We start from the raw sequence: 18,249 nt of genomic DNA on the forward strand, positions 1-18,249 counted from the left end.
ATTAAAAATATAGATATGAAGAAAGGAGTGTACTATAATAGGGTTATGAGCTAATCTCAAGAATGACTTATAGTCTATTGGATACTCTTTCAATAAGCTCGTTTTATTTATCTGAAATTAACGGAATTGGCAGTTTGTTATTCAGTCTAGGAGGGAATTACGTGAGTGCTAACAATGTCCAGCAGATGACACGTTTGAATGAGGCGACAGGCTTGTTACAACTTCCAACAAACGGTCGACGCTCTGCCCGACAAGTCTATGAACGCGGTCGTTTTTTGTTTGCGTTTACAGAGTCTCGGTTGTCAGAACTGTGGGGAACACACGATGAGACACATTCTCGCTCGTTTGTCTGCCTGCTCAGCGTTTTCAACTTGTTGTTGCAGCGCTACTCAGGACAAAATGAGCTGATTATTAATCTGCTTACAATGAAATCAGGTACAGCACATCCATTTATATCTACATTTTCGTTGAATGATCAAATGAGCTATCTCAATCTGACCTCTACCGTCCACGATATGGTCGAAGCGTCCTCGGCAGCAACGATTGAAACGGCGATGCGTTCGCAAACGATGTTCGCTTTTGCCGAAGAAGAGATGCTGATTGCGCTCGCCGAACAGAATTCCCAAAACGAACTTGCGCTGTTGATCACTCCGCAAGCTGACCATTTTCAGGGTACTTTTTTGTATGATGCCAGCCTCTTCGATGAAGCGACGATCGCCCAGATGGCGCGACATTTTGTCCAACTGCTCGAAGGTGTGATGAGCGAACCGGATCGGCCGATCCGCGCGATTCAGATCCTCACTGCCGATGAGCAACAGCAACTGCAGGAGAGCTGGAGCGGCAAAGCGCTCGACTATCCGCGCGGCGTCTGCCTGCATGAACTGCTCGCCGCACAAGCTGCCCGTACACCGACGCACACAGCGGTCGTCTGCGGCGATGAATCGCTGACCTATCAAGAGCTGGATCGGCGCGCCAATCAGCTGGCACACCGCCTGATCAAGATGGGCGTGATGCCAGAAACGTTGGTCGGCATCCTCGCCGAGCGATCGATCGAGATGGCTGTCAGCATGATCGGCGTCATGAAGGCGGGCGGTGCCTATGTGCCGCTCGACCCAGCGTACCCGAAAGAGCGCCTCGCCTACATGTTGCAGGACACAAATGTGCCGATCCTGCTCACGGAGCAGCATCTGCTCGCCGATCTGCCCGCTCACTCCGCGGAAGTGATCTGCCTCGACAGCGAAGGAGAGGCGCTGGCGACCGAACCGTCGGCAGCCCCGCAGACGGCGGTCACAGAGAACAACTTAGCTTATGTGATTTACACGTCAGGCTCGACTGGCAATCCGAAGGGCGTCCTCGTCGAGCACAAGACGTTCGTCCCATACGTCTACTCCATCCTCGATGGGTTGAACCTCCGCGCGGACGATCGGGTGTTGCAGTTCGCCCCGATCACATTTGACGCGACGGTGGAAGAGCTGTACCCGGCCTGGATAGTCGGAGCGACTGTCGTGCTGCGCCCCAATCGACTGTTCGCACCCAATCGCGAATTTTCTCGCTATGTGGAAGCACAAGCGTTGACCGTCTTGAGTCTGCCAACCGCCTACTGGCACGAATGGGCGTTCGAGCTGCACCAGTCGGGAACGCGCGTTCCGCCACATCTGCGCATGGTGCTGTTGAACGCGGAAGAGCCCGCGATGGAGCGGTTCCAGATGTGGTGGCAGATCGGCGGCGATCAGGTCGAGACGATCAACACCTACGGTCCTACGGAGACGACTGTCACCGCTTCGCTGTTCACGCCGACTCCAGCAGATCGCAATCGAACACGAATCCCGATCGGGCGCCCGATGGCAGGTGTCCGCATGTATGTGCTCGATCATCATCTACAACCTGTCCCAAGCGGTGTGATCGGGGAGTTGTACATCGGAGGCATCGGCCCTTCTCGGGGCTATCTCAACCTGCCGGAGCTGACTGCCGAATCGTTCGTTCCTGACCATCAGTCCAATCTGCCTGATGCCCGCATGTACAAGACGGGCGATTTGGTGCGCACGCTCCCCGATGGCAATATCGAATATTGCGGCCGTTCCGATCATCAGGTCAAAATCCGCGGCTTCCGCATCGAGTTGGGCGAGATCGAAAGCGTTTTGATCCAGCATCCAAACGTCAAGGAGACGGTCGTGCTCGCCCATGAGCTCCATGCGACAGAGAAACGGCTTGTCGCCTATGTGGTCCCCGTGCAGGCCAGCCAAGCTCAAGAAGCGAGCTGGCGTGAATATCTAGCAGAAAAATTGCCTGCTCACATGGTTCCAGCCGCTTTCGTTTCGATTGCGTCGTTCCCGCTGACCCCAAATGGAAAGGTGGACAAGAAAGCGCTGCCCGTTCCCGTCTTCAGCCGGGAGCGCACCGTCGATTATGTTGCACCGCGCACCCACGATGAAACGCTGCTCGTCGCGATCTATGAACAGGTGCTTCAGACGGCAGGGATCGGCGTAGAGGACAACTTTTTTGAATGGGGCGGACATTCGCTGTTAGCGACACAAGTGATCTCCCGAGTGCGCGACGCGTTCGAAAAAGAGTTGACGCTCGCAGATTTCTTTGCGGCACCTACGATCGCCGAATTGGCAGACGCACTGCGGACGAACGCAGCGCTTTCAGATCGCACGATCAGTTTGGAGCGGGCGGTCGGATTGCGTCAAGCTCCGATGTCCTCCGCGCAGCAGCGGCTGTGGTTCCTCGATCAGATGGAGCCTGGCAGCGCAGTATACAACATCCCGACCGCTATCAAGCTGACGGGGGAACTGGATGCGTCCGTTCTGGAGCGAGCGCTGCAGGAGATCGTGATCCGTCATGAAGCGCTCCGCACAACGTTCGCCGAAGCGGAAGGACAGCCGATCCAGATCGTCCACGACAGCCTGCGAGCCGATTGGCAGGTTGTCGACCTGACCGAATTGCCAGAAGAGGAGCGCGAATCGAAAGCGTTTGAACAGATGAACCGCGATGCTGAGCAACCGTTCGATCTCACGGTCGGGCCGCTGCTGCGCACGCAGCTGATTCGCTTGAGCGAGACCGAGCATCTGCTCTTGCTCAACATTCATCACATCGTATCGGACGGTTGGTCGCTTGGCCTGTTGACCTCCGAACTGAGCGCGCTGTATGCAGCGCTGATAGCCGGCGATCTGTCGCCACTCGCCGAACTTCCTGTGCAGTATGGCGACTATGCCCGTTGGCAGCAGCGCAATCTCCAAGCGGAGCAGGTCGAGCAACAGCTTCTCTATTGGAAGAAACAGATCGGCTCCGATCTGCCAGTCCTGCAGCTTCCTGCCGACAAGCCGCGACCAGCTCGCCCGACAGATCGAGGAAACCTGCAAAAAAGGCGGGTGCCTGCCGATCTGTTGCGGACGCTTGAACAGCTGAGCCTGCGCGAAGGGGCTACGCTCTACATGACGATGCTGTCCGCATTCAAAGCGTTGCTCTATCGCTATACGGGGCAGGAAAACATCTCGGTCGGCACCCCGATCGCGGGGCGTACACGCCGCGAAGTGGAAGATCTGATCGGCTTTTTCGTCAACACGCTGGTGATGCGCACCGATCTGCAGGGGATGATGACCTTCCGCGACCTGTTGCACGATGTTCGCTCCGTTTCGCTCGGCGCGTTCGCGCATCAGGACATTCCGTTTGAAAAAGTGGTCGAGGAGATCGCCCCGGTGCGCGATGGCAGCCAAACGCCGCTGTTCCAGACGATGTTCGTGTTTGAAAACACATCGCTCGTTCAGAGGGATGTGGCCAACCTGACCTGGCAACCGTTCGACATCCACAACGGCACAGCCAAGTTTGACTTGACGATGGAGTTTGTCGAAGAGGCGGACGGGTTACACGTTTCGTTCGAGTACAAGACCGATCTGTTCAGCGATGCGATGATCGAGCGAATGCTGGAACATTTCCTCAACTTGTTGCAGAGCATTGCGCAGGATGCCACACAGCCGATCGCCCAACTGCAAATGCTCGGGGCGGAGGAACAGGAACTGTTGCTGCACGCTTGGAACGACACGGTCACTCCATATCCGAAACGGTCGAGCATCGCGGAGCTGTTTGCGGAGCAGGTGCGCACCAACCCTGACGCGATCGCCCTGGTCGAAGAAGATCTGTGCCTGACTTATCACCAGCTGAACGTGGAAGCGAACCGGCTTGCCAACCGGATGATTCGCGCAGGCGTCGCCCCGCAAGATCTGGTCGGACTGTTGCTTGAGCGCTCTGTTGAAGCGGTCGTCACCATGCTGGCCATTCTGAAAGCGGGAGCCGTCTATGTGCCGCTCGACCCCACCTATCCGCAAGAGCGTCTCAGCAATATGTTGGAAGATGCGGAAGTCAAACTGCTGATCACCAAGCAGAAGTGGCTCTCGCGCTTGCCAGCAGAGTTCGGCCAAGTGCTGTGCCTCGATCTGGAGCGCGAATCGATCTGCGGTGAGAGCGAACAGAACCCAGCCTGTGCCACCACGCCCGATTCGCTCGCCTACGTCATCTTCACCTCTGGCTCGACCGGCCGTCCGAAGGGCGTCTGCGTGCCACAGCGAGGTGTGGTGCGCCTGGTCAAAAATACGAACTACATTCAGTTCGACCGCGAAGATGTGTTCATCCAGTTCGCGCCGATCTCTTTTGACGCGGCCACTTTTGAAATCTGGGGAAGCTTGCTCAACGGTGCAAAGTTGGTGCTGTACAGCGAGCCAGACCTGTCGTTTCACGCGCTGGGGCGCATGATTCGCGAACATCGCGTGTCCACGCTCTGGCTGACGGCCGGACTGTTCCTTCAGATGGTCGAAGAGCATCTGGAAGACATGACCTCGGTGCGCTACCTGCTGGCAGGAGGGGATGTGCTCTCCGTTCCACACGTCAGGAAAGCGCTGCTCGCTCTGCCAAACTGCACGCTGATCAACGGGTACGGACCGACGGAGAACACCACGTTCACCTGTTGCAATCCGATGACCGACGTGGAGCAAATCGGTGCTACCGTCTCGATCGGTCGTCCGATCTCCAACACGCAGGTCTACGTGCTCGACACCGATCTGAACCCAGTGCCGCTCGGCGTGCCTGGCGAGTTGCACATCGGCGGTGACGGGCTGGCGACGAGCTATCTGAAGCGTCCGGATCTGACCGCTGAGAAATTTATCGCACACCCATACGGCGAGTCTGATGAAAAGTTATACAAGACGGGCGACCTCGTGCGCTGGTTGCCAGATGGCAACATCGAGTTCCTCGGCCGCATCGACGGACAGATCAAAATTCGCGGATTCCGCATCGAGCTCGGCGAGATCGAGAGCGTGATCGGCGCACATGAGTCGGTAGAATCCAATGTGGTGATCGCACGCGAGCTGCCGTCTGGGGACAAGCGCCTCTATGCCTATGTGGTGTATAAGCCGGGAGCTGCTGTCCTAAGCAACGGCGAGTGGCGCAAACACTTGGCCGACCTGCTGCCCGATTATATGATGCCCGCCGCATTCTTGACGCTCGACTCGATGCCGATCACGCAGAACGGCAAAGTTGACAAACGCGCACTCCCAGAGCCGGACAACGATGCGTTGTTCGAACAGAACACATATGTCGCACCGCGCATGCCGCTCGAAGCGCAGATCGCGGCGACGTGGGCAGAAGTGCTGTCGGCAGAGCGCGTGGGGATTCACGACAATTTCTTTGCGCTCGGGGGGCACTCGCTGCTGGCGATGCAGGTGATGTCCCGCCTGCGCGACATCCTCGGCAAAGACCTTCCGCTGAGACTGCTGTTCGAAGCGACGACCGTCGCAACGTTTGTCGAGCGGTTGCAAGAAGAGCAGGGGAGCGCTGTCCTGACAGCGAGCATCGCGCGCACCGAGCGGGGCGGTCGACCGCAAGCATCTTTCGCCCAACAGCGCCTGTGGTTTTTGGCGCAGTGGGAACCGAACAGCGCGCTGTACAACATCCCGTTCGCTTGGCGCATCAAAGGTGCGCTCGATGCGGATCTGCTCGAACGAGCTTTGGATGAGATCGTCAAGCGTCATGAAACGCTGCGCACCACGTTTGCTGAAGAGGACGGTCAGCCTGTGCTGATCATCGATGAAACGTCCAACTGGCAGCTCGTCCGCATCGACCTGCGTGCCCATCCGGCTACAGAAGCTGAGCAGGAAGCGATGCGGATCGCCAAAGCGGACGCCTGTCAGCCGTTCAGCTTGACAGACGGCCCCTTGTGGCGGACGACATTGATCAGCCTGGCGGACGATGATCATTTGTTCATCGTCAACCAACATCACATCATCTCAGATGGTTGGTCGCTCGGCGTGTTCACACGCGAGCTGGCAACGCTGTATCGCTCCTTTGCAGCGGGGCAGCCCGAAGCTCTGGAAGAATTGCCCGTCCAATATGCGGACTACGCGATCTGGCAAGCTCAAACTCTGCAAGGTGACAGGCTCGAACATCAGCTATCCTATTGGCGCGAACAGCTCAGCGGTGAGCGTCCGCTGTTGCAGTTGCCGACCGATCGCCCGCGCCAGCCCCAGCAGACTTTTGCTGGCAGCGTTGAGACCGCCTTGCTGTCGCCAGAGATCAGTGCGAAGATCCGCCAAGTTGGGCAGAGCGCAGGCGCGACGCTCTACATGACGCTGTTGACTGCGTTCCAAACTTTGCTCTACCGCTACACGGGACAGGAGGACATCTGGATCGGCACGCCCGTCTCCGGCCGCAATCACCAAGAGATCGAAGGGCTGATCGGCTTCTTCGTCAACACGCTGGTGATTCGCGCCGACCTGTCGGGAGAACTGTCGTTCGGCGACCTGTTGCGCCAGACCAAGCAAAACACGCTCGATGCGCAAGCCCATCAGGATCTGCCGTTTGAGAAGCTGGTCGAACAGTTGGAGACGGAGCGCGACCTTAGCCATTCAGCGCTGTTCCAAGTCATGTTCTCTGTTGAGCCGTCCGACATCCAAACGGTCGAGCTGGACGGGCAGAGCTGGCAAGCGCTCGAACTTGAGAATGACACTGCCAAGTTCGAACTGTCTTTCACAATGCGAGAAGAAGCGGATCGACTGTTCCTCGCCGTAGAATACAATCGCGATCTGTTTGAGCAAGCGACGATCGTGCGGATGATCGAGCACTTCCAATCGCTGCTGCAAGAGATCGCCGCGCGTCCAGGCGACAAGCTGTCCGAACTGTCCCTCTTGCCAGCCAAAGAGCGTGAGCAAGTGCTGAGCGGCTGGAACGACACGGCGACCGAGTACCCGCAGCTGAGCATTCCACAGCTGTTTGAAGCGCAGGCGATGCAAACGCCAACGTCGGTGGCCTTGCAAGATCGACAGGGGGAGATGACTTACCGCGACTTGAATGAGCGTGCCAACCAACTGGCACATGTGCTGCGCAGACAAGGCGTGGGGCCAGATGTGCTGGTCGGCCTTTGCATGGAGCGCTCCTTCGAGATGGTGATCGGGTTGCTCGGGATCTTGAAAGCGGGAGGGGCATATGTGCCGCTCGATCCGAACTACCCGGCAGAGCGCCTCGCCTTCATGTTGGAGGACGCGCAAGTTTCTCTGCTGCTCACCCAAGAGCATCTGCGTCAAACCCTGCCCGCGCATGGGGCGGAGGTGATCTGCCTCGATAGCGAGTGGAGCGCGAAGATCGCAGGGGAGAGCTGTGACAACCTGCCGTGCCGAAACGAGCTGGAAGATCTCGCCTATGTCAACTACACGTCAGGCTCAACCGGACAGCCAAAAGGCGTCTGCGTGCCGCATCGCGGAGTGGTGCGCCTGGTCAAAAACACCAACTACATTCAGTTCGACCGAGAAGATGTGTTCTTGCAGTTCGCGCCGATCTCGTTCGATGCGGCAACCCTCGAAATCTGGGGCAGCTTGCTCAACGGCGCGAAGTTGGTGCTGTACAGCGAGCCAAGCCTGTCGCTCCCCGCACTGGGGCGCACGATTCGCGAACATCGCGTGACCACGCTCTGGCTGACAGCCGGTCTGTTCCATCAGATGGTGGAGGAGCATTTGGACGACCTGAGCTCTGTGCGCTACCTGTTGGCAGGGGGAGATGTGCTCTCCGTTCCACATGTCAAAAAAGCGCTGCAAGCTTTGCCGAACAGCACGCTGATCAACGGATACGGCCCGACGGAGAACACCACGTTTACCTGCTGCTATCAGATGACCGATCCGGAACAGGTCGGCGCTAGCGTTTCCATCGGCCGTCCGATCGCCAACACGCAAGTCTATGTGCTCGACGCGCAGCTAAGCCCAGTTCCGATCGGGGTTCCGGGCGAACTGCACATCGCGGGCGACGGTCTGGCGCGCGGCTACTTGAACCGACCGGAGCTGGACGAAGAGAAATTTATCGCCAATCCGTTTGGGAAGCCAGAGGAGCGGCTCTATAAGACGGGCGACCTCGTGCGCTGGCTCGCAGACGGCAATATCGAGTTCCTCGGCCGCATCGACGGCCAGGTGAAGATTCGCGGCTTCCGCATCGAGCTTGGTGAGATCGAAGCGGTGATCGGAGAGCATCTGTCGGTGCGCGAAAACGTGGTGATCGCGCACGCTGACGATCACGGTCAAAAGCGACTGATCGCCTACATTGTCCCAAGCGAAGCGGGAGAGTTTGACCGTGCGGCTTTGCGCAGCTACCTCAAGGAGAGAATGCCCGAGTATATGGTTCCGGCTGCGATCATCTCGCTGCCAGAACTTCCGCTCAACCCGAACGGGAAAGTGGACAAGCGCGCGCTTCCCGCCCCGAACCTGGCAGAAAGCTTCGCAGATCAGGCGTACTCCGCGCCGCGCAACTGGACGGAAGAGCTGATCGCCGGCATCTGGTCGCAGGTGCTTCAGGTGGAGCAGGTCGGCATTCACGACAATTTCTTTGAGCTGGGTGGCCACTCGCTGTTGGCGACACAGGTGATGTCCCGCCTGCGCAGCGCCCTCCAGACGGAGATGACCTTGCGACAGCTGTTTGAAGCGCCGACCATCGCCGAGTTCGCCAAGCGGGTGGAGGCGAGCTCGCGCCTGATCAACGACCGCGCACCGATTCAACGCGTCGCCCGCGAGCAAGACCTGCCGCTGTCCTTTGCCCAACAGCGCCTGTGGATCATCGACCAGCTGGAGCCGGGTCAGACCACCTACAACGTTCCGATCGCCTTGCAGATTGAGCGAGCGGTGGACATTTCGGTCTTGCAGCGATGCGTCGAGGAGATCCTCAACCGTCATGAAGCGCTGCGCACCACGTTTGCCGTCCGCGCGGGTGAACCTGTGCAGCAGATTCGACCACTGGAAGATTTCGAGCTTCCGATCGTCGATCTGCAAGCGGTGCCCATCGAGCAGCGCCAGCCACAGGCGGAGCGGTTGATCCAGGCGGAAGCGCGCCAACCGTTCGATTTGCAGACAGGGCCGCTGTGCCGCACCCTGCTGATCCTGATGTCTGCAGACGAGTCGATTCTCGTCTGGAACATGCACCACATTGTGGCGGACGGCTGGTCGCTCGGCGTGCTGATGAACGAGCTGTCGGCGCTCTATGCAGCGTTCACACAAGACCTTCCGTCCCCGCTCGCCGAACTGCCGGTGCAGTATGCCGACTATGCGGTTTGGCAACGAGCGTGGTTGGATGGAGAGATGCAAAATCAGCTGGACTACTGGCAACAACAGCTCGCCGGACACCAACCGTTCTTGCAGCTGCCGACCGATCGCCCGCGTCCCGCTCTGCTGACAGAGCACGGCGCCGATCACACGCTGCATCTGCCTGCCGATCTGTCGCACCGTTTGCAACAGATCAGCCGAAACGAAGGCACGACCTTGTTCATGACCTTGTTTGCCGCCTTTAACGTGCTGCTGCACCGCTACAGCGGACAGGATGACATGCTGGTCGGCACCCCGATCGCCGGGCGCAATCACAGCGAGGTGGAAGGGCTGATCGGCTTCTTCGTCAACACGCTGGTGCTGCGCACGCAGATGCAAGAGCAGATGACGTTCCGCGACCTGTTGCAACAGGTTCGGAATACGACGCTGGAAGCGTACGCGCACCAAGATCTGCCGTTTGAAAAGCTGGTCGAGGAGATCAACCCAGATCGCGACCAAAGCCGCACGCCGCTGTTCCAAGTGCTGTTCTCGCTGGAGACTGCCAGCCAGCAAGGTTCGCAGTCCATCCTGCCGATGCGCGCCATTCAGGTGGACAACGACACGTCGAAGTTCGATCTGACGCTCGTGATGAGCGAGGAAGCGGAAGGGTTGACCGCCTCCTTCAACTACAACGTCGACCTGTTCGACGAGGCGACGATCGTGCGGATGACGGAGCACTTCCAATCGCTGCTGCGCGAGATCGTCGCACGTCCGGGCGACAAGCTGTCCGAGCTGTCTTTCTTGCTGGCCGAAGAGCGCGAGCAAGTGCTGAGCGGCTGGAATGACACCGTGACCGAGTACCCGCAGCTGAGCATTCCACAGCTGTTCGAAGCGCAGGCGATGCAAACGCCAGAGTCGGTAGCCTTGCAAGATCAACAGGGGGAGATGACCTACCGCGACTTGAATGAGCGTGCCAACCAACTGGCGCATGTGCTGCGCAGACAAGGCGTGGGGCCAGATGTGCTGGTCGGCCTTTGCATGGAGCGCTCCTTCGAGATGGTGATCGGGTTGCTCGGGATCTTGAAAGCGGGAGGCGCTTATGTGCCGCTCGATCCGAACTACCCGGCAGAGCGCCTCGCCTTCATGTTGGAGGACGCGCAAGTTTCTCTGCTGCTCACCCAAGAGCATCTGCGTCAAACCCTGCCCGCGCATGGGGCGGAGGTGATCTGCCTCGATAGCGAGTGGAGCGCGAAGATCGCAGGGGAGAGCTGTGACAACCTGCCGTGCCGAAACGAGCTGGAAGATCTCGCTTATGTCAACTACACGTCAGGCTCAACCGGACAGCCAAAAGGTGTCTGCGTGCCGCATCGCGGAGTGGTGCGACTGGTCAAAAACACCAACTATATTCAGTTCGACCGCGAAGATGTGTTCTTGCAGTTCGCGCCGATCTCGTTTGACGCAGCAACGTTTGAGATCTGGGGCAGCTTGCTCAACGGTGCCAAGCTGGTCATCTTCCCACCGAACTTGCCAACGCTAGCAGAGTTAGGTCGCACCTTGACCGACTATCAGGTCACCTCGATCTTCTTGACGACCGCGCTGTTCAATCAGATGGTGGAGCATCAGCTCGATGACCTCCAATCGGTGCGGCAGCTGCTGACGGGCGGGGAAGTGATGTCCGTCCCGCATGTCAAGCTCGCACTGGAACGGTTGCCGAACTGCAGACTGTCCAATGTGTACGGGCCGACCGAAAGCACGACATTCACCAGCTTTTATCCGATGCCGACCGCTGAGTATGCCAAGAGCCCCGTACCGATCGGCCGTCCGATCGCCAACACGCAGGTCTATGTGCTCGACGCACAGCTCAATCTTGCGCCGATCGGGGTTCCGGGCGAACTGCACATCGGCGGCGACGGTCTGGCGCGCGGCTACTTGAACCGACCGGAGCTGGACGAAGAGAAATTTATCGCCAATCTGTTTGGGAAGCCGGAGGAGCGGCTCTATAAGACGGGCGACCTCGTGCGCTGGCTCGCAGACGGCAATATCGAGTTCCTCGGCCGCATCGACGGTCAGGTGAAGATTCGCGGCTTCCGCATCGAGCTTGGTGAGATCGAGGCGGTGATCGGAGAACATCTGTCGGTGCGCGAGAACGTGGTGATCGCGCACGCTGACGATCGCGGTCAAAAGCGACTGATCGCCTACATTGTCCCAAGCGAAGCGGGAGAGTTTGACCGTGCGGCTTTGCGCAGCTACCTCAAGGAGAGAATGCCCGAGTATATGGTTCCGGCTGTGATCATCTCGCTGCCAGAACTTCCGCTCAACCCGAACGGGAAAGTGGACAAGCGCGCGCTTCCCGCCCCGAACCTGGCAGAAAGCTTCGCAGATCAGGCGTACTCCGCGCCGCGCAACTGGACGGAAGAGCTGATCGCCGGCATCTGGTCGCAGGTGCTTCAGGTGGAGCAGGTCGGCATTCACGACAATTTCTTTGAGCTGGGTGGCCACTCGCTGTTGGCGACACAGGTGATGTCCCGCCTGCGCAGCGCCCTCCAGACGGAGATGACCTTGCGCCAGCTGTTCGAAGCGCCGACCATCGCCGAGTTCGCCAAGCGGGTGGAGGCGAGCTCGCGCCTGATCAACGACCGCGCGCCGATTCAACGCGTCGCCCGCGAGCAAGACCTGCCGCTGTCCTTTGCCCAACAGCGCCTGTGGATTCTCGACCAGCTGGAGCCGGGTCAGACCACCTACAACGTTCCGATCGCCTTGCAGATTGGACGAGCGGTGGACATTTCGGTCTTGCAGCGATGCGTCGAGGAGATCCTCAACCGTCATGAAGCGCTGCGCACCACGTTTGTCGTCCGCGCGGGTGAACCTGTGCAACAGATTCGACCGCTGGAAGATTTCGAGCTTCCGATCGTCGATCTGCAAGCGATGCCCGTCGAGCAGCGCCAGCCACAGGCGGAGCGGTTGATCCAGGCGGAAGCGCGCCAGCCGTTCGATTTGCAGACAGGGCCGCTGTGCCGCACCCTGCTGATCCTGATGTCTTCAGACGAGTCGATTCTCGTCTGGAACATGCACCACATCGTGGCGGACGGCTGGTCGCTCGGCGTGCTGATGAACGAGCTGTCGGCGCTCTATGCAGCGTTCACACAAGACCTGCCGTCCCCGCTCGCCGAACTGCCGGTGCAGTATGCCGACTATGCGGTTTGGCAACGAGCGTGGTTGGATGGAGAGATGCAAAATCAGCTGGACTACTGGCAACAACAGCTCGCCGGACACCAACCGTTCTTGCAGTTGCCGACCGATCGCCCGCGTCCCGCTCTGCTGACAGAGCACGGCGCCGATCACACGCTGCATCTGCCTGCCGATCTGTCGCACCGCCTGCAACAGATCAGCCGAAACGAAGGCACGACCTTGTTCATGACCTTGTTTGCCGCCTTTAACGTGCTGCTGCACCGCTACAGCGGACAGGATGACATGCTGGTCGGCACCCCGATCGCCGGGCGCAATCACAGCGAGGTGGAAGGGCTGATCGGCTTCTTCGTCAACACGCTGGTGCTGCGCACGCAGATGCAAGAGCAGATGACGTTCCACGACCTGTTGCAACAGGTTCGGAATACGACGCTGGAAGCGTACGCGCACCAAGATCTGCCGTTTGAAAAGCTGATCGAGGAGATCAACCCAGATCGTGACACCAGCCGGACGCCGTTGATCCAGGTGATGTTCTCGCTGGATGCTGCCGACCAGCAAGGTTCGCAGTCCATCCTGCCGATGCGCGCCATTCAGGTGGACAACGATACGTCGAAGTTCGATCTGTCGCTGGCGATGAGCCAAGAGGAAGACGGGTTGAGCGCAACTTTTAACTACAACACCGACCTGTTTGACGAGGCGACGATCGTGCGCATGACCGAGCATTTTCACGTCCTCCTGCGTCAACTTGTCGAAGCGACCGACCGTCAGCTCTCCGAGCTGTCATTGCTCACCGAGCAGGAGCAACACCTGTTGTTGCACACGTGGAACGATACAAACGCCGCGCCTGCGCACGATTTGTGCATCCATCAGCTGATCGAACAGCAGGTTGAACGCACCCCCGAGTCGATCGCGATCGTATTTGAGCAAGAGCGTTTGACCTATCGGGAGCTAAACGAGCGTGCCAATCGATTGGCGCACCATCTGCAGGCGCTTGGCGTCGGACCGGATGTGCTGGTGACGCTTTGCCTCGAACGATCGCTTGAGCTGGTGATCGGCGTGCTCGGAATTCTCAAGGCGGGAGGCGCGTATGTTCCGCTGGATACCGCCTATCCGGAAGAGCGCATGCAATTGATCTTAGAAGACACGCAAGCTCGCGTGCTGGTGACCCAGTCGCACCTGCTGCCAAAGCTTTCAGGGTCTTCAGAGCTGATCGTCTGCCTCGACACAGATTGGGCGGAGATCGCAACGCAGCCTGCCACCATCCCGCAATCGGATGTCAGGCCGCAGCATTTGGCATATATGATCTACACGTCCGGCTCAACCGGACGACCGAAAGCGGTCATGGTCGAACATGGCAACCTGGTCAGCACGTTGCTGGCCAGCCAAGAGCGCTTCCGCTTCTGTGCAGAAGATGTCCTGCCGTGGATCGCCTCGGTGGCGTTTGACATCGCGCTGTTCGAATTGATGAACCCGCTGCTCACCGGCGGCACGTCTGTCGTGCTCGCTCGCGAGCATGTGCTCGATCTGCCTCAGTTGGTCGAAGAGCTGAAAGGGTACACGTCGATTCACACAGTGCCGAGCTTGATGCGTCAGATCGTGCAGACGATCAATGAACAGGACGAGCAGCATCAGGCGTTTGACAAGATCCGCCTGATCTTCATCGGCGGTGACGCGGTTCCGCCGGATCTGCTGGAAGCGATGTATAAAGTGTTCCAGAACGCGGAGATTCACGTTTTGTACGGGCCGACAGAAGGCACGATCATCTGCTCCTCCTACTTCGTTCCGCGCGATGTCCACCTGCACCGCTTGCTGATCGGGACGAGGCTTCCGAACTCAAACTTGCGGGTCTACGATGCGCATCAAAATCTGCTCCCAGCGGGCATTCCCGGTGAGCTTTACATCGGCGGAGCAGGGGTCAGCCGTGGGTATTATCAGCGTGAAGAACTGACCGAGGAGAAATTTGTCACGATCGAGGGACAGCGCTGGTACAGGACGGGCGACTTGACTCGCTATCTGGCAGACGGAACGTTAGAGTTCCTCGGCCGAATCGACAACCAAGTCAAAATTCGCGGCTTCCGGATTGAGATCGGAGAGATCGAGACGGTGCTGACCCAGCATCCGCACGTCCATGAAAGCGTCGTGATCGTGCAGGAGGGCGAGAACGGCGACAAACGCCTCGCCGCCTATGTGGTGCCGACAGAAGGGGAAAGTGTGGACAGCGCCGAGCTGCGAACTTATTTGAAAGAGAAGCTGCCTGAGTATATGGTGCCTTCGTTCTTGGTGCTGCTGGAACAACTGCCGTTAAACCCCAACGGGAAAATCGACCGCCGCGCCTTGCCAGCACCAGATGCTTCGGCGATGGAGGCGGGTGTCTATGTGGCACCGCGAACTGCGGTCGAGGAGATCATTGCGAGCGTTTGGGCAAGCGTCCTCGGCTTGGAGCGAGTCAGCGTCGAGGACAACTTCTTCGCGCTGGGCGGGCACTCGCTGCTGGCGACACAGGTGATGTCCCGACTGCGCAGCGAGCTCCAGTCGGAGATCAGCCTGCGCCAACTGTTCGAGGCGCCGACGATCGCCGAGCTTGCGAAGCGGGTGGAGACCTCCTCGCTTCTGGCGAATGATCGCACACCGATTGAACAGGTGAATCGCGACCAAGACCTGCCGCTCTCCTTTGCGCAGCAGCGCCTCTGGTTCCTCGACCAGCTGGAGCCGGACAGCACCGCATACAACATGACGTTCACCTTGCATTTGCGCGGGCAGCTGAACACAGATGCGATGGAGCAAAGCTTGCGAGAGATCGTCAGACGACATGAGTCGTTGCGCACCACATTTGCAGAGGTGGACGGTCAACCGCGACAGATCATCCATTCGAACCCTCCGTTTGCGGTGCCGGTCTACAGCTTGAGCGAAGCGGAGTTGCAAAATCGAATGAAGCAAGCGGCGGAAATGCAATATGACCTGACGACAGGTCCGCTGTTCGACGCTGAGATCATTCGATTGGCAGACGAGGAGCACGTCCTGCTCGTCTCGATGCACCATATCGTCTCCGACGGTTGGTCGATCGGTGTGTTCACGCAAGAGTTATCCGCTCTCTATGAGGCGTACGATGCAGGATTGCCATCACCGCTGTCCGAGCTGAAGATTCAGTATGCAGATTTTGCCGTGTGGCAACACAGCTGGCTGACAGGCGATGTCTTAGACCGCCAGCTGAGCTATTGGAAGCACCAACTCGGGGGCGAGCTGCCGCCTTTGCAGCTGCCGACCGATCATCCGCGACCCGAACAGCCTACCCACCGTGGTGAAGTGCTGGTCGTCGAGATTCCGGGCGATCTCGCCGAGCAGCTCCACGCCCTCGGCAACGAGATGGGAGCGACGCTGTTCATGACGCTGCTCACCGCCTTTAAAACACTGCTCTACCGCTATACAGGCGAATCGGACCAACGCGTTGGCACTCCGATCGCAGGTCGCAACCGCGAGGAGATCGAAGGGCTGATCGGCTTCTTCGTCAACACGCTGGTCTTGCGCACCGATCTGTCAGCAGCGCCAACGTTCCGCGACCTGCTCTCGCGTGTGCGCGAAGTGACGCTCGGCGCATATGCGCACCAAGACCTGCCGTTTGAACGGCTGGTCGAAGAGTTGCAACCTGGTCGTGATGTCAGCCATTCGCCGCTGTTCGAAGCGATGTTTATCCTGCAGAACGCAGGGGCGGGCACATGGGAATTGCCAGGGCTCGACGTCAAGACGCTCGATCAGGAAGAGCTGTCCGCTCAGTTTGATCTGTTGCTGACCGTCACCGAAAAAGCGGATGGTCTCGACATCTCCATCGTCTATAGCACCGATCTGTACGAAGCGGACTCGATCCAGCGGATGGCCGGACATCTTCACACGCTGCTGGAAGCGATGGTCGCCGATCCAGATCAGGCGATCACGCTGGCGCCGATGCTCACCCAAGCGGAACGGCAACGCCTGCTGATCGACCTGAACCAAACGGAAACAGACTATCCGCGCGAAGCGTGTGCGCACCACCTGTTTGAAGCGCAGGTTGAAAAAACGCCAGACCGCATCGCCCTCGCGTTTGAAGAAGAGCGGATCAGCTACGCGGAGCTGAACGCTCGCGCCAACCGCTTGGCCCGTCACTTGCAGCAGCAGGGCGTACAGCCAGACACGCTGGTCGGCATCTTCCTCGACCGCTCGCCGGAGATGATCGTAAGCGTTCTCGCCGTGCTGAAAGCGGGCGGCGGTTATGTGCCACTCGATCCTGCCTACCCGGCAGATCGCTTGTCCTACATGTTGGAGGATACGCAAGTTCCTCTGATTATCACGCAGAGCGAATTGGCAGACCGGTTGCCGCAACATGATCACACAGTGACGTTGATCTGCCTCGATCAGAACGCGCGTTCGATCGAAGCGGAGTCGGCTGACAATGTGAGGAGCTCGACAGGTCCTGAACACCTCGCCTACGTGATCTATACGTCCGGCTCGACCGGACGACCGAAAGGCGTTCTGTTGGAACACCGTGGTCTCTGTAACCTCGCCGGGGAGCAGATCGCCAACTTTGCAATCGAGGAGACGAGCCGCGTCTTGCAGTTTGCATCGTTCAACTTTGACGTGTCTGTCTCCGAGATCTTCGCAGCGCTGTTCAGCGGCGCCATGCTAGTGCTGGCTCCGCGCGAGAAGCTGTTGCCAGGGCCGGAGCTCGCGCAGCTGATGCGCGATATGGAGATCACCGTGATCATGCTGACCGCCTCCGTGCTCGGCGTGCTCTTCGATGAAGAGTTCCCCGCATTGCGGACGGTGGTAACCGGCGGGGAGGCGGCGTCTGCCGAAGTTGTCACCCGCTGGTCGAAAGGTCGCCGTTTCGTCAACGTGTATGGGGCGACAGAAGCGACTGTGTACTCCACCTATGCGGCCTACACAGATGCGAGCCACGCCTTGGATATCGGAGTGCCGATCGCCAACACGACGCTCTACCTGCTGGATGCGAACATGCAGCCGGTGCCTGTCGGGGTACCGGGGGAGTGCTACATCGGTGGGGAAGCGTTGGCGCGGGGCTACCTGAACCGTCCGGAGCTGAACGCCGAAAAGTTCCTGTCCGACCCGTTCTCCGAACAGCCTGGCGCTCGCCTGTACAAGACGGGAGACCTGCTCGTCCACACGGCGGATGGCAAGATGGAATTTGTCGGGCGCATCGACAACCAAGTGAAGATCCGCGGATTCCGCGTCGAGCTCGGGGAGATCGAAACCGCCCTCGGCCAGCATGTGATCGTGCGCGAGTCTGTCGTCCTCGTCCGGGAAGACACGCCTGGCTTCAAGCGCCTCGCCGCCTATGTGGTGCCGAAGGTCGTAGGGGATGAGCAGGAGATCGTCGCGCAGCTTCGCACAGCGCTGAAGAGCCGCTTCCCAGACTACATGGTTCCGTCGGCGATCGTGCTGCTCGATCGCTTCCCGATGACGCCGAACGGCAAAGTGGACAAAGCGGCCCTGCCGATCCCGGCGGAGCGCCTCGGCTTGGAGCAAG

Annotated in this window: 1 pseudogene; it reads left to right on the forward strand. The window is 59.0% G+C overall.

What is annotated here, in order from left to right:
* Nucleotides 1–554: 554 nt before the first annotated feature.
* Nucleotides 555–18,203: pseudogene (locus ACFSOY_RS00810) on the forward strand (non-ribosomal peptide synthase/polyketide synthase); the annotation flags it as partial.
* Between the last annotated feature and the right edge of the window lie 46 nt (nucleotides 18,204–18,249).

Origin of the sequence: Tumebacillus lipolyticus (assembly GCF_042682745.1) — a bacterium.
GTDB classification, from domain to species: Bacteria; Bacillota; Bacilli; order Tumebacillales; family Tumebacillaceae; genus Tumebacillus_A; species Tumebacillus_A lipolyticus.